At 66.6% G+C, this 17,305-nt stretch carries 12 protein-coding genes; 7 read left to right on the top strand and 5 right to left on the bottom strand.

Annotation, left to right across the window (positions count from 1 at the left end; translation table 11 throughout):
- Nucleotides 1–100 precede the first annotated feature (100 nt).
- The 6 genes from HPY83_00150 (at nucleotide 101) to relA (ending at nucleotide 9,228) form a co-directional block, all read left to right on the top strand.
- A complete protein-coding gene (locus HPY83_00150) occupies nucleotides 101–1,996 on the top strand; it encodes a hypothetical protein (GenBank protein NPV06354.1) in 1,896 nt (631 codons plus the stop codon).
- A gap of 161 nt (nucleotides 1,997–2,157) precedes the next feature.
- Nucleotides 2,158–3,375, top strand: coding sequence for a hypothetical protein (locus tag HPY83_00145; GenBank protein ID NPV06353.1), 1,218 nt, complete (start codon nucleotides 2,158–2,160; stop codon nucleotides 3,373–3,375).
- A 279-nt stretch (nucleotides 3,376–3,654) separates the two neighbouring features.
- Entirely contained in the window at nucleotides 3,655–4,974 is a 1,320-nt protein-coding gene (locus HPY83_00140) for a DUF2029 domain-containing protein (protein NPV06352.1), read from the top strand.
- Complete coding sequence (locus HPY83_00135; GenBank protein ID NPV06351.1) at nucleotides 4,961–5,665, top strand: hypothetical protein; 705 nt, start codon at nucleotides 4,961–4,963, stop codon at nucleotides 5,663–5,665. The genes HPY83_00140 and HPY83_00135 overlap by 14 nt, the downstream gene beginning before the upstream one ends.
- Nucleotides 5,666–5,857: 192 nt before the next feature.
- On the top strand, nucleotides 5,858–6,472 hold the full coding sequence (locus HPY83_00130; GenBank protein NPV06350.1) for a glycerol-3-phosphate acyltransferase: 615 nt from the start codon (nucleotides 5,858–5,860) through the stop codon (nucleotides 6,470–6,472).
- A gap of 563 nt (nucleotides 6,473–7,035) precedes the next feature.
- Nucleotides 7,036–9,228 carry a GTP diphosphokinase gene (gene relA, locus HPY83_00125; protein NPV06349.1) on the top strand — a complete coding sequence of 731 codons (2,193 nt, stop codon included), beginning with the start codon at nucleotides 7,036–7,038 and terminating at the stop codon, nucleotides 9,226–9,228.
- A gap of 111 nt (nucleotides 9,229–9,339) precedes the next feature.
- Here relA and HPY83_00120 read toward each other — a convergent pair whose 3' ends face one another.
- Together HPY83_00120 and HPY83_00115 are read right to left on the bottom strand one after the other, a co-directional pair.
- The gene (locus tag HPY83_00120) at nucleotides 9,340–9,834 is read right to left on the bottom strand and encodes a Cys-tRNA(Pro) deacylase (GenBank protein ID NPV06348.1); all 495 of its coding nucleotides are present in this window, start codon (nucleotides 9,832–9,834) and stop codon (nucleotides 9,340–9,342) included.
- Nucleotides 9,835–9,871: 37 nt separating this feature from the next.
- On the bottom strand, nucleotides 9,872–10,849 hold the full coding sequence (locus tag HPY83_00115; GenBank protein ID NPV06347.1) for a Gfo/Idh/MocA family oxidoreductase: 978 nt from the start codon (nucleotides 10,847–10,849) through the stop codon (nucleotides 9,872–9,874).
- A 110-nt stretch (nucleotides 10,850–10,959) separates the two neighbouring features.
- On the opposite strand from HPY83_00115, the gene HPY83_00110 reads away from it, so the two are divergent.
- The gene (locus HPY83_00110; GenBank protein ID NPV06346.1) at nucleotides 10,960–11,991 is read left to right on the top strand and encodes a polyprenyl synthetase family protein; all 1,032 of its coding nucleotides are present in this window, start codon (nucleotides 10,960–10,962) and stop codon (nucleotides 11,989–11,991) included.
- Here HPY83_00110 and HPY83_00105 read toward each other — a convergent pair.
- From HPY83_00105 to waaF, 3 genes are read right to left on the bottom strand one after another with little or no spacing between them, the layout of a single operon-like run.
- The gene (locus HPY83_00105) at nucleotides 11,988–13,934 is read right to left on the bottom strand and encodes a cellulase family glycosylhydrolase (GenBank protein ID NPV06345.1); all 1,947 of its coding nucleotides are present in this window, start codon (nucleotides 13,932–13,934) and stop codon (nucleotides 11,988–11,990) included. The genes HPY83_00110 and HPY83_00105 overlap by 4 nt on opposite strands.
- Nucleotides 13,931–16,192, bottom strand: a complete 2,262-nt coding sequence (locus HPY83_00100; protein NPV06344.1) for a YfhO family protein — start codon at nucleotides 16,190–16,192, stop codon at nucleotides 13,931–13,933. Before HPY83_00100 ends, HPY83_00105 begins: the two co-directional genes overlap by 4 nt.
- A complete protein-coding gene (gene waaF / locus HPY83_00095; protein ID NPV06343.1) occupies nucleotides 16,189–17,304 on the bottom strand; it encodes a lipopolysaccharide heptosyltransferase II in 1,116 nt (371 codons plus the stop codon). Before waaF ends, HPY83_00100 begins: the two co-directional genes overlap by 4 nt.
- Nucleotide 17,305: the final 1 nt, after the last annotated feature.

The raw sequence follows: 17,305 nt of genomic DNA, 5'->3' as shown, positions 1-17,305 counted from the left end.
TCGGCCTATCCAGTCCACACCTTCCTCGTCGAGACCTCCTTTACCACGCTTCGGAAGCCGGCCTGGCGGGGCCTCAGCCCCGAGTTGAGAGGTTGTCATAATGACGAGAGCAGTGCTCATTTTCGGTCTCGTGGTGACGTGCCTGGCCCTCGGTGCCACGCCCGCTTTGGCCGAGGGAAGCATCACCCTGAACGCTCCTGCGACCACTCTGGGCAACGGGGACGACTTTGCTACCACCATTCTGGGCGACCCTTGGGACATGGACAAGCTCCAGGACATCGGTTGGGAGGAGAACGTAAGCTCGATCTCGGTAGCCGACGGCGTGTGGTCCGGCCGGGTCACCGTGACCAACCCGGCAGCCGGGGTTAGTGGGTACGTGTTTCCCCTCTTCCAGGGGTTCGCGGGAGCCTGGCCGGTGGGCCAGATTGGTGCCAACTATCCGATAGACACCTCGCGCTACACTCAACTCTCCTATCGCATGTACGTGAGCGACCGCTCCAACGGCAATCATGCTGTCTACTGGACTCACGAGGTGGACTGGCCGGACGGAAGCGACTTCTTCGCTCGGGCCGACACTACCCCCAACGGGTGGAAGATCTACAGCTTCGACATGACGGCGGACAATGGGCAGGGCACGCACCAGAGCGGTTCCTGGCAGAGTGGGCCGGTGTACGGACTGCGGATAGACCCCAACCCGGCCCGGAGCGACTACGATCTCAAGGTAGACTGGGTGCGGTTGACCGATCCCAGCACCTCGCCGCGGTACACGATCACCTGGAACTTCAGCGGGCTGAGCGACACCAGCGCGGCTCAGATCTACGTGGACACCGATGCTCAAGGATACGACGGCGACGCGGTGGCTTCGGTGCTGGTGGGGCAGCGTCGCTACGAACTGCCTACCTGCATCCTGCCCGGCGGGGACTACTACCTCTACTTGCGTTCGGGCGACGTAGTCAGTAACTACGGTCAGCGGCTCCGGATCAACAACCCTCCCACTCTTCGGTGGGACCTGACGGCTATGGGCCAGGACTACGCCACGACCGAGCTGGGAAATCCGTGGGATATGTCCGACAGGACGGACCTCACCAACTTGGGCGATGTCTTCCTGAATGACCCGGAGCTGTACGGCCTGCGGCAGTTGTACGATTGGAGGTTCGAGGACGGCGTGTTCTCTGCCACGGCGGACTCCAACTTCGCCTTCGAAAACTACAGCCCCCTAAAGCAGTCTGACGTGCAGCTGTGGCCCAACATTGACTCGGGTCGGCCGGTGGATACGGGCCGCTACCGCTATCTCGTGGTCCGCATCAAGGTGGATGACCCGTTGAACCGCACCCGCTCTGAGCTAGTGCAGGACGGGTGGATCGGGCGGGTGGTGTGGTGGAACCAGGACATAGGCGTAGACGGGTTCGTCACCGACGAGATAGTCTACCACAAAGGCTGGAACACCTACGTGATTGACCTGGCGGCGAGAGACCGCCCGGCTGGATATGACCCGGGCAGGCCGATGCCTCCATGGCGAGACATGGGTACGGTGAGATACATGCGCTACGACCCGCTGGAGGTATCCACCGATACCCGCTTCCACGTGGACGAGATGCGGCTTCTCAGCCAGCCGACCGCCGACCAGATCCTCCGGTTGTACCTAGGGGTGGGCGACTCCGATGGCCAGCCCCTCGACCTCACCTACTACTACGACACCGATGGGGCCGGCTTCGACGGCATCCCGCTGATGCCCGTTTCGGGGGCTTGGGCGGGTGCGCAGGCTGTCGAGCAGGAAGGGGTGGCGGGGAGGCGCACCTACCTACCCATAGTGCCTCAGCGGGCCGCTGTCGGGCTCAGCCCTATACCCGAGGACTCCGGCCTCACCCTGCGCGAGGTCTCGCTGCGGATGGGCTCTGTGCCCCGGGGTACATACTTCATCTACGCCTGTGCCTCGGACGGCATCGCCGAGACCTGCCACTACCTGCCCGTTCCGGTGACGGTGTCTCACCCATAGGCAGCCCATGGAACGCTGATGACGCTGATAGCACGCAGATCAGCGCAGATCAGGAAGATAGCACCACGACCAGAGCGGCATGGCAGCAGCGTTCCGGTCTCTTTGGCAGGGGCGGGCGCGGTGCGTATACTCGCCCTGACGGAGTCCAGGGAGGGGGCAGCATGCAGGAGCAGTGGGTGGACGTCAGGGAGCGCGTCCGAGAGGTGGAGTTCTTGCTCGGGGCGATGCGCGAGTCCCTGGCGGCAGGGGGTGAGTACCTGGCCGAAAGGCGGCACCCCAACGGTCCCATCTGCCACGACCGCAACCTGAGCTACATGCACAAGGCGGCCTGGGGCATGTACGCTGCCGGTGTGTCGCCTGAGATTGTGACCGAGTTGCTGGATTGGGCGGCCGAGGAGGCGCTGCAGCCCAATGGGGACTTCTTCTTCCCCGAGGAGGAACCCCAGTACCGCGTGATGCAGCGGGTGTATCGGCCGCTGACTTTCCTTAAGGTGGCCGTGTGGCTCGATCACCCGCTGGCGTCCAACCGGGCGGTGATCGAGCGCATCTTCCAGTACCAGCACTCCAGCGGGGGCACCTTCAACTACATCGGGGAAGACCCCGCGAGGGTGGAGCAACAGGCGACCCTAGGCACGCTCAACTCCTCCTTCTTCGGGCACTTGATGGTGGCGCTGGGCGAGAGAGAGCGGGCCCTGGTGACGGGGGACTTCCTCCGCCGCTTCGTGGAGCTGAACCGGGCGCACCTGCGCCAGGGCCGCTTCTACACCCAGATGACTCCGGCGGGCGAACTGGTCACCGACGTGGCGCCTGGGCAGAGGTACTCCCACGTAGTGCAGGCGTCTGAGCCCAAGCAGGAGTTCTGGCAGACGGGCACGACGATGGCCTACCTGGCGGTGCTCTACGAGGTGGTGCGGGAGCGCTGGGGAGGGGAAGAGGAGGCGCGGCCTTACTTGGACGCTGCCCTGGAGTTGCTTGCCTTCGACGCCGCTATGCCCCTGGAGGGGTACCTGTGGCCCTCCAAGTGCAAGGTCGGCTGGGGAGCGGGGGAGTTGCTGCGGGTGATGGTCAAGTACGGGCTGGGCACGGCGGGCCAGGTCGAGGATGCTTACCAGGTGGCCCGCAAGGTGGCGGTGCACACCTTCATCGGCAACCAGTTGCCGCATGGTGGCTGGTCGGCCATGCATTACCCCCTGAGCGAGCTGGATCCGGAGTTCCGGCTGAGCTACGTGCCCTTGCGGGGGAGAGTGCACGTGCCGCAGGTCGCGATCGAGGGGTTCAGCAAGCTGTTCCTGCCGGCGGAGGAGCTGACTGGGGAGTGCTTGGGGGAGATGGAGGCCATCTACCGCGGGATGGCCGCCTACCGAGAAAGGCTGCAGTAGCCCCCTCGGGGCGCGGCGCTTCTCCTTTGCCGGCGCCCTGGCGTGGATTCTGTTCCGAAGTTGTCCTGCCTTTCCTCCTGGAAGCCGACCCACCCTGGGAAGGGTGCACGCGCGTCCCGAGAGCGGTCGGCGGTGTCTGGGAGCGCGGTGCGGCACGTCATGCGAGCGGTGCCGGCGACGGCGTCGAGTGGCCGACGCGGGGCCGTTGTAGAAGGGGTGTCGGTGTGCTATGCTGCGGCCCTGCCCAAGCATCCACTACCCAAAGGGGCCGCTCTCTCCGTGACTGCCGTTGTCACTGCGCCGCGAGCACATTCGCTTCGCCGCCTCATCCCCTCTGCCTACCGGGCCGATCCCTTTGCGGGGCAGCTGGCCAGGGCGTTGCTCCTGGCCCTGCTTCTGCGGCTTCTGTTCATGCCCTTCGCCGCCCACAACGACTACCTCTCCGAGCACTGGGTGGCGGCCAGGATAGCCTTCCTGGGGGACCTGTATCCTTCGCCCGATCAGCTCCTCTCCCACTACCTTGACGCGGCTTTCCTGTGGCTTGTAGCACCGGTGGTGCCTGCGGTCAAGAGGCTGCTCCTCCCGCCGGCGGAGCTGGGTGCAGCCCTGCATGCCTCGCCCCTGCACTTCCTGACGTTCGCCGCGGACCCGGCGGCCAACCGGGTGCTGTTCGTGACCAAGCTGCCCTATCTGGCGGCTGACCTGGCGGGAGCGCGGGTGCTCCTGTCGCTGGCTGATCGGCCCGAGGAGGGGGTGCGGGCCTGGTGTTGGTGGCTGCTCAACCCTTTCAGCCTGTTCGCGACCTACATCTACGGTCGGCAGGAGCCGTACGGTCTGCTACTCGTGGGGCTCGCCACCTTCTACATGCTTCGTGACCGCATCTGGCGGGCTGCTCTCTTCCTCGGGCTGGCGGTGTCGGCACGGGTCACGCCTCTCGCCCTGGCGCCGCTGCTCGTGGGCACGGCGAGCAAGCGTTGGCGAGAGCGGGCCGGCCTGGTTGCGGTCATTGCCACCAGCGCGGCGGCGATGCCGCTGCTGTTGCAGGGGGTGCTCGGCCTTAAGGCCAGTGTGGTCGTCTCCGGCGATCGCGAGCTGCTGCCGGGGATGTGGAACGCCATCGGCAGCACGTATCCGGTCTACGTCTTCTTCGTGCTGTACGGCTTGCTGCTGATTGTGGCCGAATCTCTCGGCGGGGCGCGGCCGCGGTTCCTGGAGCTGGGGGCGATTTCCTACATGCTCATGTTCGCCTTGACCTGGCAGAGCGTGCATTACTACTGCTGGGCCCTCCCGTTCGTGGTGCCGCTCCTGGCGCGAGGCAGACTGCCGGCCAGGCTCTACGTCTCTCACATGGCCACCTGGGCTGGTTACTGGTGCCTCGCCGGCAGCTCCGGCGTCTTCTCCCTCTACCTCTTGAGTCCACTCTCGACCAGCCTGTGTTGCCTAACGGGTGCAGCTGAGCTTGTCGCTGAGCTCTTGCCGTCGTTGCCTCCGGACAGGCTTGTCGTGCTCTTGAGGAGTGGGCTCACTGCGACTTCCCTGGCGTGCGCGGCCTGTCTGGCCATGGCGATGGCGCGGGACTGGCTGGGTGACCGTGCTTAGCCTGGTCCGTTGGTGGCTGGCCTGGCGGGTGGCCGGCGATCCAGCCTTTTTCGCCGGGTGGGCGGCGCTTACCGGAGCGGTGGGGGCCGCTCTCCTGGCCTCCCGGTCTAGGCTGCTCATCCGTCTCAGCGTGGCGTCGGCAGTGGGAGTCGCGGTGGTGGCCGCGGTATTCACGGTGCCTTCGCCGCCGGCGCTTCTGGCGCAGCAGCCGGGCACGCCCAACCCGATCCTGCGCCGTTTCGGCGACGGCCTGTACCTGGTGGGGTACGAGACGGAGCGGAAAGGCGCGGGGCTGATCCTTCGCCTCTACTGGACGGGAGACGGCTCTGAGACCCGTGACTGGACGGTCTTCGCCCACCTGCTCGATGGCAGAAGCGTGGTCGTGGGCCAGCACGATGGGCAGCCGGCCGGCGGCCTCTCGCCTACCAGTCACTGGGCTCGGTGGCAGGTGATCACCGACGAGCACCCGATCGCTCCCACGGTGGCGCTGACGCCGGGGGAGTATCGCCTCGAGGTCGGCTTCTACCGGCCTGAGACTGGCGAGCGTCTGCCTGCGTACGAGGGAGAGAAGGTGCTGGACCAGAACCGAGTCCTCCTGCCGACGGTATGCCTCGCGGACGGCGCTGGCAGCCTAACGTGCACTTCAGGTGGCGATGGACGCGGGAGGCCGGCGAGCCGCCGAGCCCGGTGAACAGTCGTAGGTGGCCGTCGCCGCTGGCTGGGGCAGCCGGATGGCCGGCTCGCGCTTGCCTCGGCCTGCCTTCCAGGCCGGGCCAGGCCGAGCGCACGCTGCCGGTGAGGTGGAGGGATGCCGCTACTCCAAGCGCCCGGCGGAGTTCTGCAGGAGTACGGAGACACAAGGAGGCCGATCATAGAAGAGGCATTGGTCAGGACTGTGGGAGTAGCACTGGGCGGATTCCTGCTCGGGGGCTTCCCTACCGGCTATTTGGTGGGCCGCGTGTGGGGAAAGGACGTCCGGCTGTGGGGATCGGGCCGGACGGGCGGCACCAACGTACTCCGGACTTGCGGCCCGGTGGCAGCAGCGGTGACAGTATTGGGGGATGTGGCCAAAGCGGTGGTCGCCATCTGGCTGTCCTCGGTTCTCCTGGGTACAGATTGGGGGAGGGTGCTGGCAGGGTCTACCGCGGTATTGGGTCACATCTATACCCCCTTCCTCAGTTGGCGCGGGGGCAGGGGAGTGGCTACGGCGCTGGCGGTGCTGGGGGTGCTATGCCTGCCTTGCGCCGCGGCGGTCATGGTGGCGGGGGCCGCGGTGGTATTGGCCTCCAGGTACGTATCGCTGGCCTCGCTCACGACCGCTGCCCTGATGCCGGTAACACTCCTGGCCTACCTCTTCGTGTTCGGAGGCGACCCGTGGTGGGTGGCCTACGGGGTGGTGGCTGCTCTGGCCATCTGGGTGGCCCACCGGGACAACCTGGTGCGGCTGCTGCAGGGGACTGAGAGGCGGCTGGGGGAGAAGGCGACCCCGGTCCCCTGAGTATGGCTGGCCCGGCTCACCTGCTGGCGCAGGTTGGCGCCTTCGCGGGGGCGCAAGAGCTCGCTGCCTCCGGGCTCGGTCGGGTGCATCTCGGAATCACCGTGTTACCCACGTGAGTAGGAGCTCGGGATCGAGAGGACGGGTGCATTCAGGCGGCAGTCGCCGTAGGTAGGGCCGCGCAGGCGGTGTCCTCACAGGGTCTGAGGGCAGGCTCTGCGGCTGGTTACGAGACAGCGCGCGTGGGCGCGCGCACTCCTCGAACGGGGGTGCCCCAGGCTCCCAGGGTGTCAGGGGGCTCCTGACGCCACGACGAGCCTGTCTACAGCCTGCCTATCTCATGGGCCGATCCGCCACCCGTTCCCCACCACCGGCAGGGCGCGAGTGCGAGGTGTGTCCCTGCGGCAGGGATGGCAGGTGTGGGGCGTGGCTGCCGCCACCGGCCCCCAGGCTGAGACGCGCCCTTGTCGCCCACCTCATTGCTGCTCGTGAGGCCGGGCGCTATAATCCGTAATGAAGGTTAGTGTTCCCCGGACCTGCATCGGTCTCTCGCTAGAAGGATGGACATGGTTGCCGAAACGGCGCTGGTGCGGTCGCAGCAAGCTGTGACCCAGGAAGTGCAAGGGCTGCCCCGCTCCTTGCGAGATAGGATCCCGGAGACGGAGCAACCCGCGGTGGCGCGGGCTTACTCCTTTGCCTCCGCGGCGCATCAGGGCCAGACCCGAGCTTCAGGAGAGCCGTTCATCCAGCACTCTCTGGCGGTGGCCGAGATCCTGGCGGACTTGCGGCTGGACACGCGTACCATCATCGCTGGCCTTCTGCACGACGTGGTGGAGGACACCGGAGTCTCGCTGGAGGATGTGCGGCGGGAGTTCGGCGACGAAGTCGCGGCTTTGGTCGATGGAGTGACCAAGCTGAGCCACATAGACCTGATGGGCCGACTGCAGGAAGGGATTCAGGCGGACGCGAGGGCGGAGAGCCTGCGCAAGATGTTCCTCGCCATGGTGGACGATGTGCGGGTGGTCCTCATCAAGCTGGCGGACCGGCTTCACAACATGCGCACCCTGGGCGCCATGCCGGAGGACAAGCGTAGACGGACCGCTCAGGAGACCCTGGAGATCTTCGCTCCCCTGGCCAACCGTCTGGGCATCTGGCAGATGAAGTGGGAGCTGGAGGATCTGTCCCTGCGTCATCTGGACCCGGAGGGGTATCGGCAATTGGCCCGCGACCTGGAGGAACGGCGCCAGGACCGGGACACCGAGATCCAGCAGATTGTTGCCCTGTTGCGGGAGCGCCTGCACCAACAAGGCATCGAGGCCGAGGTCACCGGGCGCGCGAAGCATATCTACAGCATCTACAAGAAGATGCAGCGCAAGGACCTGGACTTCGACCACGTCTACGACGTCCGCGGCGTGCGCATAATAGTGGACACGGTCCAGGACTGCTACGCTGCCCTAGGGGTGGTCCACTCGCTCTGGCGTCCCATTCATGGCACCTTCGATGACTTCATCGCCACGCCCAAGGACAACATGTACCAGTCCCTCCATAGCGCTGTGGTGGGTCCGGGGGGCAAGCCGCTCGAGGTGCAGATCCGTACCTGGGACATGCACCGGACCGCCGAGTACGGCATCGCCGCTCACTGGCGCTACAAGGAGCCAGGCGCCCGTCGCGACGTGATCTTCGAGAACAAGATCGCCTGGCTGCGGCAGCTCATGGAGTGGCGCCAGGACGTCACCGACGCGCGGGACTTCCTCGATAGCGTCAAGACAGACGTCTTCCGCGATCGAGTGTACGTCTTCACGCCCAAGGGCGACATCATCGACCTTCCCGCCGGTGCCACGCCCATAGACTTCGCCTATCACGTGCACACCGACGTGGGCCATCGTTGCCGAGGGGCGAAGGTCAACGGGCAACTGGTAGGACTCGACTATAACCTGAAGAGCGGCGACCAAGTCGAGATACTTACGGCCAAGCGGGGCGGTCCCAGCCGGGACTGGCTCAACGCCGACCTGGGCTACGTGCGTACTGCCCGAGCCCGGCAGAAGATACGCGCCTGGTTCAAGCGCCAGGATCGGGAGCAGAATATCTCCCTCGGCCGGGACATGCTGGAGCGTGAGCTGAAGCGCCTCGGATACCAGGGGAGCCTGGATCAGGTGGCGGCGGCGCTGGGCTATGAGTCGGTGGACGACCTACACGCAGCCATCGGCTACGGCGACCTGAACACGCAGCAGGTGGCCACCCGGCTGCTGGAGACGGAGGAGAGGCCGCCGGTCGAGGAGCCCTTACAGGACGTGCAGGCGCCGGCGGCTGTGTCCGAGATCCACGTGCGCGGGGTGGGCAGCATACTCACTAGCCTGGCCAAGTGCTGCCGGCCCGTGCCCGGAGACGACATAATCGGATACGTGACTCGTGGCCGCGGGGTAACGGTGCACCGGCGCGACTGCCCCAACATCCTCAATAGCAGCGAGCCGGAGCGGATGATCGAGGTGGAGTGGGGCGGAGGCGATGACGAGCACCGCTACCCGGTGTCGGTGCACATTCGCGCCTGGGATCGGGGCGGCCTCTTGAGGGATATCGCGGCCGTGGTGGCGGACGAAGACATCAACATGAGCGCCGCCAACGTGGTGACCCACAAGAAGGAGAACATGGCCACCATCACGGCCACGCTGGAGATCCGCAACATGGCCCAGCTGAGCCGCACCCTGGCCCGTCTGGAGCACCTCCCCAATGTGCTGGAGGCGAGGCGGCTGGTAGGATGATGCGTGATACGTGATGCGTGATACGTGATGCGTGATGCGTGATACGTAATGCGTGACTGACGCTGCATGTCACGTATCACGTATCACGTATCACGTGTCACGTGTCACGTATCACTGCGTGATGTCAGCTACGGTCGCCTTTGTGGCGCGGAGCAGATCCCCCGGTGTGAGACTGATTGCGGCATCGGCGCGGCCTCCGCTGATGCTCACCTGCTCCAGCTCCATTACTGCCTGATCCACCACAATGGGTAGGTGACGCTTGAGCCCGAATGGACTGACTGAGCCTGGCTCGTAACCGGTCACTATCGCCACGTGGTCGTGGGGAGCCATCTCCAGCCCTTTCTGCCCCAGCACTGTCCCTAGCTTGTGCAGGCTGAGTTTCTTGTCGCCCTGCACCAGAGCCAGAGCGTACCTGCGGCCAGGCAACAGCACCAGCAAGGATTTGACGATCTGCGACAGGGGGATGCCGCGCTCCTGGGCGGCCGTCTCGGCATCGTGGATGGGCCGGTGCCAGGAGGCCTGGTAGGGCACGCCCAGGTTGTCCAGCTGACGCATGGCGATGGTCTTGTTAGGCTTGGCCTCGCGTCGGGCCACGGGCTTGGGCATGGCGACTTCGCTCCTTCCACCTCTGCTCCAGGCCTCGCTACTCCAAAGGCACTCTCTCGACCTGACCTGTCTCCAGCGACCGGTTAGCGGTCATGGTCACCAGGTGGGTTTTCACTGCATCGGGGTAGGTGGAGCGCAGGCGGGAGGCGTCGCCGGTGGCCACCGCCTCTACGAAGGCCTGGTCTTCGACTAGGTAGGGGTCTACGAGGGCGTCGTAAGTGGTGCGTTCGCCCCGCCGGTAGACGGTGAGGGTGCGGTTGGCGTGCTCGACCCGCACGTCCCGGCCGATTAGGTCCAGTCCGATCTTACCCGCGCCGCTGGGCAGTAAGTCGGTGGAGGCGATGGTGGCGATGGTTCCGGAGGCGAACTTGAGCGTCACCACGCTAGCATCCTCGGTGGAGTAGTCTTGCACGTCGCTCATCAGCCCTTGGAAGCCGACTGCGTGCACCCACTCCACTTCGCCCAGCAGATACCGAGCCAGATCGAAGATGTGGGTCGTCTGCTCCACGATCTGGCCGCCGGACTGGTCCTTGCGGCGCCACCAGGGGACGCCGGGCATCCCGCCCAGCCAGTAGCCCAAGGCCAAGGCGATAGGGGTGGTCTTGAGTATCTCCCGCGCCCGGTCGGTGATGTCCAGCCAGCGCCAGTTGTAGCCCACCGCCGCGATCACGCCTGCACGCTGGATGGCCTCGTTGATCTCCCGAGCCCGCTCTATGGTGATGGCGATGGGTTTCTCCACGAACAGGTTGACCCCGGCAGCCGCAGCGTCTATCTCCTGTCGTTCGTGGGCAAACGGGGGCAGGCACACGTACACCGCGTCCAGGCTGCCCTGTTCCAGGAGCGCCTGATAGCTCTGGTAGACTCGAGCCTCGGCAAACATGAGGGCGGCCGCCTGCGCCCGGTCCGGATCCACGTCGAACACTCCGACCACCTGTGCCTGCTCCAGGCGCTGCAGGTTGCGCAGGTGCATCTGAGCGATGCCGCCCGTGCCGATGAAGCCGATGCGAACTGCCATGTTAGCTACCCTCCTGCGATCACCTCGACGAACGGCGAAGCCGTGCGCCCGGTTGGCATTCGGGCAAGGGGCAGCGTACACTGCCCCTATCCCGCACCGGAGGACGCCAGTTGACCCTGCGCCCGGCGCTCGACCGTCATCTTCCCGCGGTGGACTCGTTGCTGCGCGACATACTAGCTGCCCCGTCAGAGCGCTTCAAGTGCCTCTATGGCATGATGCAGTACCACCACGGCTGGCTGGACGAGCAGTTGCGCCCGGTGCAGGCGGACGCCGGCAAACGCTTACGTCCGGCTCTCTGTCTCCTTAGCTGTGAAGCCTGCGGCGGCGACGCGGATACTGCGCTGCCTCTGGCCGCAGCGGTGGAGCTCATCCACAGCTTCTCTCTCGTCCACGACGACATTCAGGACAACAGCCCGCTCCGCCGACATCGCCCGACGGTGTGGGCCCTGTGGGGGGCCGCCCAGGCGATCAACGTGGGCGACATCCTCTTCGCTGCTGCCTACGGGGCCCTGCTGCGACTGCGGGGGAAGGTACCGTCCGATCTGATCGTATCGCTGGCAGAGGCCCTCCAATCCACTTGTGTGCGCATCTGCGAAGGGCAGTACCTCGACATGGGGTTCGAGACCGCAACCGATGTGTCCTGGGAAGACTACTTCTCCATGATCGAGCGTAAGACGGGCGTCCTGGTCTCCTTCGCCACCTGGTCAGGAGCCACCGTGGCGGGAGCCGACGCCGAGCGAGCGGACCTGTTGGGGGCTTTCGGCAGGGAGCTGGGGATAGGCTTCCAGATCCAGGACGACGTGCTGGGCATCTGGGGTCAGGAGGAGGAGACGGGCAAGTCCGGATCCTCGGATATTGCCTCGGCCAAGAAGACTCTGCCCTTCCTGCACGCCCTTCGGTCGCTCCCCTGGGACCAAGCGCAAGAGCTGGCGGGGCTGTATGCCGCTACCGAGCGCGATGAGAACGCGGTCCGACGCGCCAGGGCGCTCATCGAGGCCTCCGGAGCGCGGGAGCACTGCCAAGACCTAGCCACCCAGTGGTACGAGCGTGCGCTTCAGTCCCTACGGGCGGCAGCTCCCGAACCGGGACCGGGACAGGCACTGGAGGAGCTGGTCGAGATGCTGGCCGCCCGTCGCAGCTAACCGGGGCGTGACTCCAAGTGCTTCCGGCAGAAGGTCAAGGCTCGGTGTAGCTGCTGGAGGAGCAGGCGGGCCCCGCTGCTGTGGGCCACACTGAAGGAGCCCAGCTGCACGGAGTCGCTGCCGGAGAACTGATCGATGGCCAGGGTCTGGATCAGCTGCGCCAGGGCAAGAGGGCCAGTCTCCGGTAGCTGATGGTGCTGCTGGGGCCCGTGGTCGCTCAGGTGGACGTGAGCCAGCCGGCCGCCCTGGCGCCGAGCCCTGAGCCGCAGCGTCAGTGCTACGAACACGGGAGAGGCGAGGGCGATCGCCGCCGCGGCCATCCCCACCCATGAGACATGGCGCTCGACGGTCAGGGCGTCCACCGAGATGGTGCCGCCGACAACAACGATGGTGGTGTCGTGCTCAGCGTCCGCCAGGCCGGTCGCTACCGGAAAAGTGACCCAACCCCCGTCGAGCTCCAGGCGTTTCTCCCCGTGGGAGTCGGTCTGCACCTCTATGGCTCCTGGGCCCCGCAGCGTCAGATGAAGATCGGTGCCGCGCCAGCGCAGGGCCAGTGACCCTATGGTAGTGGACATCACGGTGCCGAGTTGTGCCTCGGGCACCTCCTCCCGCCGCCAATCGCCCTGGTAGTGCAGGGCCCAATGGTCCTCCTGGTGTAGGCCCAGTCCCACCACGGAAGTAGAGTGGGCAAGCCGGCTGACGGCGGCGTATACGGGCATGGGGGTGAAGTCGGGCTCGACCATGCGGAAGTAGTACATGGGCTGGTCCTGCTCCAGGTCGGTGGCCCGCTTGAAGTACCACAGGTTCACCACTCCCACCCAGGGCCACTCCAGTTGCGCCCGCCGGTACGCCTCCACCACGTACTCCGCCTGCTGCTCCAGGCTGTAGCGCCCGAACATGGGGTGGGCGGGGTGATCCGGGGGAATGGCGTTCCAGTTCATCTCCGAAATCCAGATGGGCTTGTGCGCGTCGCCGTTCTTCACCATCAAGTCCCGAACGTAGATGGGGCGGGAGAAGTTGAGCACGCGAGGCCTCATGCGCCGATCGTAGGGACCGCTCCATAGACCGTAGCCCTGCATGCTGAGCACGTCGAAGTAGGGAGCGGCGCCGGCGTCGTAGAGCCGCTGCAGGAAGACGAAGTCGCTCATCCCGTAAGGGTAGAGGTCGTTCTGGATGGTGGCTGCCAGGGCGCCGCAGATGATGACCACCTCCGGGTCCACGGCCTTGGCCCGGGTATAGGCCTCGCGGAGCAGGAGGGCGTACTCCTCGGGGTTGACCGGCTTCTCGCCCCACTCGGGATAGATGTTGGGCTCGTTCCAGATCTGATAATAGCGCACTCGGCCCCGGTAGCGGCGAACCACCGTCTCCACGAAGTCGCCGAAGTCGGCCAGGTCGTCTGGGGGGCCCAGGGTGCCACCCTCGTTGCCGGCAGCGCGAGACCAAGCGGGCGGGTTGCTCAGGCGGACGATCAACTCCAGCCCGTACGCTTCCGCCAGGTCCACGATGTGGTCGTACTTGTCCCAGGCCGAACGGTGAGGCTCGGTGCGGCGATCCTCGAAGTCGCCCTTCCCGTGAATCTCAATGTCCTCCCAGGGAAACTCCTGGCGCACCCAGTGGAAGCCAGCCTGGGCTATCATGGCCACAGCCTGCTCGCGCTTCTCCGGCTCCACTTCTTGCTCCAGGAAGGTGTTCACCCCGAAGGGGTTGACTCCAGCGTGCTGCACCGGCACGTAGTCGGCGGTCTCTGGGCGAGGGCGCAGCAGCCCAGAGCCCAGATGCCAGACGCCCCGAATCTGGGGCAGGAGCTCCTCCTCCCCAGTCCAGCGACGCAGGAGGCTCGTCTGAGACGCCCACCCTAGGGCGAGGGCGAGAAGCAGGGCCACGCCTGTGAGGGCAAGCACCCATCGAGGGATGGGGAAGAGCGACGGAAGGCGGCCTCTCATGGGTGTAGCTCCCACCGGTGGAGGAGGCATGGCCGGACGGTGAGGGCCGCAGTCAGTACCAGGGCCACCGCCGAAAGCCCGGCGCCGGCACGGAACGACCCGGGCCGGTACTCGAGGGCTACTACATGGGTGCCGGCGGGGACGGGCACGGCCAGGAACAGGCCGTCAGCCAGCACCCACTCAGTTGGCCGACCGTCCACGTAGGCGGTCCAGCCGGGGTAGGCCACCTGGGAGAAGACAGCCAGCCCGGGGCTCGAGACGGTCACGCCGGCCTCGACTCGCTCCGGCTCCCAGGTGACGTACGCCAGCGTGGGCGGGATGGTGGCTGGCATCACCGAGACTTCTGCCTCGGGCGAGACCACTGCGACCTGCGAGGGGTCGAGGTGCTCTCCGGCCAGAAGCTCCCAGACTTCCTCGTCTCGGGCGCGCTCCAGCTGGTGCACGAGGCGCACCGCTGGGGCCGGCTGGCGCAGGGCGTAGACGGAGGGCTCCCCGCTTTGGACGAGGGCCAGAGCCTGCCCTGGATCCGCCGAAGGGTCCCGCTCGGGCTGCACCGATGAAGGCAGCAAGACGATGGCTACCGAAAGCAGCTGCCACTGCCGCCACTCCGCGACGCGTTCCTGGAAGCGGGCGTACGACTGCAGCCTGAGGGGCGTGTTGCCGGTAGTGTCGGCAAAGCCGTAGAGAAGCCCGGCGTTGGGCCCCTCCGGGAGCAGGCCGCCGGTGGAGGCTCGCTGTCCCGGCTGCAGGCGAGTGCGTAGGAGAGCGGACAGGGAGGCGCCCGGCCGTGACACTGCAGGCGACGCCTCTCCCAGGTGGTAGCGCCAGTTGACGCTAGCCAGGTTGGCGGCCAATAGAAGGGCGAATGCCGTAGCCAGCCAGTGGTCGGACACGTGGCCGCGCGCGCGCCAGTGCCAGAAGATGCCGGACAGGCCCAGCCCGGCCACCAGCCAGACGTGTTGCTTGAGGAAGCCGCCGAACAGGTTCACGCCCGAGTCCGGAGCGGGCAGGCCAGTCCCGGCGAGGAGCAGGCCGCCGAAGGCCACCGCCACGGCGGTGGCCCGCCGGAGGAAGCGGCGGGCTCGCCCTGCTGATGATCCCTCTGCCGCGAGCCCCATCGCTACGCGTGCGGCACCCAGGCCGGCGAGAACCGCCAGAGCTAGAGCCAGCCACAGGACGGTCCGCTCCTGGTTCCGAGAGGCGGAGAACCCGGGTAGCAGGATATAGATCAGGGGACCCAAGGCCGTACTCCCACCGAAAGAGAGGAGTAACCCTGCCAGCCCCAGGCCGAGCCAGTAGCCCGTCTCTCGCCAGGGCAGGGAGAGCGCTGCTGCTGTCGCCAGAAGCAGGACTACTGCACCGGCATACTGAGGGGTGCCTCCGAAGTAGCCAGGGTAGAGCAAGCCGGCGATCTCGTGGAGCCCGAACCCGACAGTGGCGGCCTCGAATCCCAGTGAGCTGCGGGTCGAGAGGGACATGAACTCGAGGGTGGGCAGCAGCTGGACGGCCGTCAGGGCCAGCCCCAGCAGCGCTCCGCCCGCCACGGTGAGCATCCGAGCACGGGTAGGGTGGGTCCAGTGCCGACGCCAGAGAACGTAGCCTAGGGCGGCGTAGGCGGCTAGCATGGCCGTCTGGGGGTGGCCCGCCAGCACGGTCAGAGCGGTGATGGCGGCCACGGCGGCGCCGCCCCGGGCTAGGGGGAAGCGCCCTTCCAGGGCCTGATCCAGAAGGAGAAGCAGCCACGGCAGCCAGGCAGCCGTAGAGAGGATGGTGATCTGCTGTACCGGGAACGAGGTCAGGCAGCCGCCCAGAACGAAGGCAGCTCCAGCCACCGCCCCCCCGAGGCGCGAGGAGGACAAGCGATGGGCGAGCCAGTACATCCCCACGGCGGCCAGGCTGAGGTGCAGGACGGCCTGAAGCTGCAAGTCCTGCATGCCAAAGTCGGGTCCTCGGAACGCCAGCCACACCAGGTTGGGCGGGTAGAGCAGGGCAGTCTGTATGTCTGCCAGGCCGGGCTGGCCTCCGAAGACGTAGGGGCTCCAAAGGGGGATCTCGCCCTGGGCCAGTCGGGTGGCGGCGTAGACTCGTAGGGGAAGGTACTGGGAGGAGAGGTCGCCCTCGACCAGGTAAGCCCGGTCCGCAGCCACAGGGGTGAGCAGGCGCCAGAAGAGGAGGAAGGGGAGAAGGCCAATCGCCGCTGCCGTGCCGAGCGACCGCCATCCGACGGCGCTCCCCCGCAAGCCTGGTCGGGCAGTCACGCCAGCAACTGCAGCGCCGCGGCCTCGACCTCCTCCACCGTGATGCTCCGGATGCACTCCATCGCGCACTGGGGGCGCCGCTCCTTCTGGCGGAAGCAGGGGCTGCAGGGCTGTGGGTGCCAGATGGCGCGGTGGCGGACGCCGTAGGGGGCGTACATGGCCGGGTCGGTGGGGCCAAACAGGCCTACCACGGGCGTATTGACGGCTGCGGCCAGGTGCATCACTCCGGTATCATTGGCGACGAGAAGCTTGGCCTGCTGCAGTAGGGCCCCGCACCCACTGAGAGAGAGGCGGCCACAGAGGTTGAGCGAGGCACCCTCGCTGGCCTGCTCGGCTATGGTCGCCGCTTCGTGATCCTGCGGTCCGCCAATGATCAGGGAAAGGTAGCCGTGCCTGGCCAGCCGCGCGGCCAGACGCCCAAAGCTCTCGGCTGGCCAGCGCTTGGCGGTGAGCTCGGTCCCCGGGTTGATGCCGCCCCCAGGAGCCAGCACCACCCACGGGGAGCCGTTGCCCGGCATCAACCTGGCGACCTCGAGTCGGTCGGCCTCAGAGGGGTAGAACTCGGTCGTGACTCCACTCACGTCCAACCCTACGGCTCGGGCCAGGTCCAGGGCGGCCTCAGCCTCCTGGCGGCGCGGTCGCAGCGGTACTCGCTTGGTAAGGGCGACACCTCGGCCCTGGTTGTCCAGTCCAATGCGATCAGGAATGCCAGCCAGCCAGGCGGCCAGGGAGAAGAGAGGGGAGCGCTCCAGGACAAAGCAGGCGTCCCACCCGCCCCGTCGGAGGCGATTGACCAGGCCCAGCAAGGCCCCTAGTGAGGGCTTCCTGCCCCCGACGACGGTGCCCGTATCCACCAGCTGGTCGATGTGGGGGTTGTTCTCCAGCACCGGGCGAGACCAAGCGCCCACGGCATAGCCCAGGCGAATCCCCGGCAGGGCGCGACGCAGGGCGGCCACCAAGGCCGTGGACTGCAGGATGTCGCCTATGCAACACGGGCGCAGAATGAGGACCGATCGCCAGTCTCTGGGTGAGGGCTCGGACTGTCGGAAGAGGGGCCGAAGGAGGTGGTAGGGCAGATCACCCAGGTCCCGGTTGGGAGGGAGGACAGGCATG

It is taken from the genome of Anaerolineae bacterium, assembly GCA_013178015.1.
Lineage (GTDB): Bacteria > Chloroflexota > Anaerolineae > DRVO01 > DRVO01 > Ch71.
This window is presented reverse-complemented; position numbering and strand designations above follow the sequence as displayed.

Bases quoted from the DNA above. Each gene is read 5' to 3' on its own strand.
- HPY83_00150 (NPV06354.1), top strand. From the start codon at position 101: ATGACGAGAGCAGTGCTCATTTTCGGTCTCGTGGTGACGTGCCTGGCC.
- HPY83_00145 (NPV06353.1), top strand. From the start codon at position 2,158: ATGCAGGAGCAGTGGGTGGACGTCAGGGAGCGCGTCCGAGAGGTGGAG.
- relA (NPV06349.1), top strand. From the start codon at position 7,036: ATGGTTGCCGAAACGGCGCTGGTGCGGTCGCAGCAAGCTGTGACCCAG.
- HPY83_00120 (NPV06348.1), bottom strand. From the start codon at position 9,834: ATGCCCAAGCCCGTGGCCCGACGCGAGGCCAAGCCTAACAAGACCATC.
- HPY83_00115 (NPV06347.1), bottom strand. From the start codon at position 10,849: ATGGCAGTTCGCATCGGCTTCATCGGCACGGGCGGCATCGCTCAGATG.
- HPY83_00105 (NPV06345.1), bottom strand. From the start codon at position 13,934: ATGAGAGGCCGCCTTCCGTCGCTCTTCCCCATCCCTCGATGGGTGCTT.
- waaF (NPV06343.1), bottom strand. From the start codon at position 17,304: ATGCCTGTCCTCCCTCCCAACCGGGACCTGGGTGATCTGCCCTACCAC.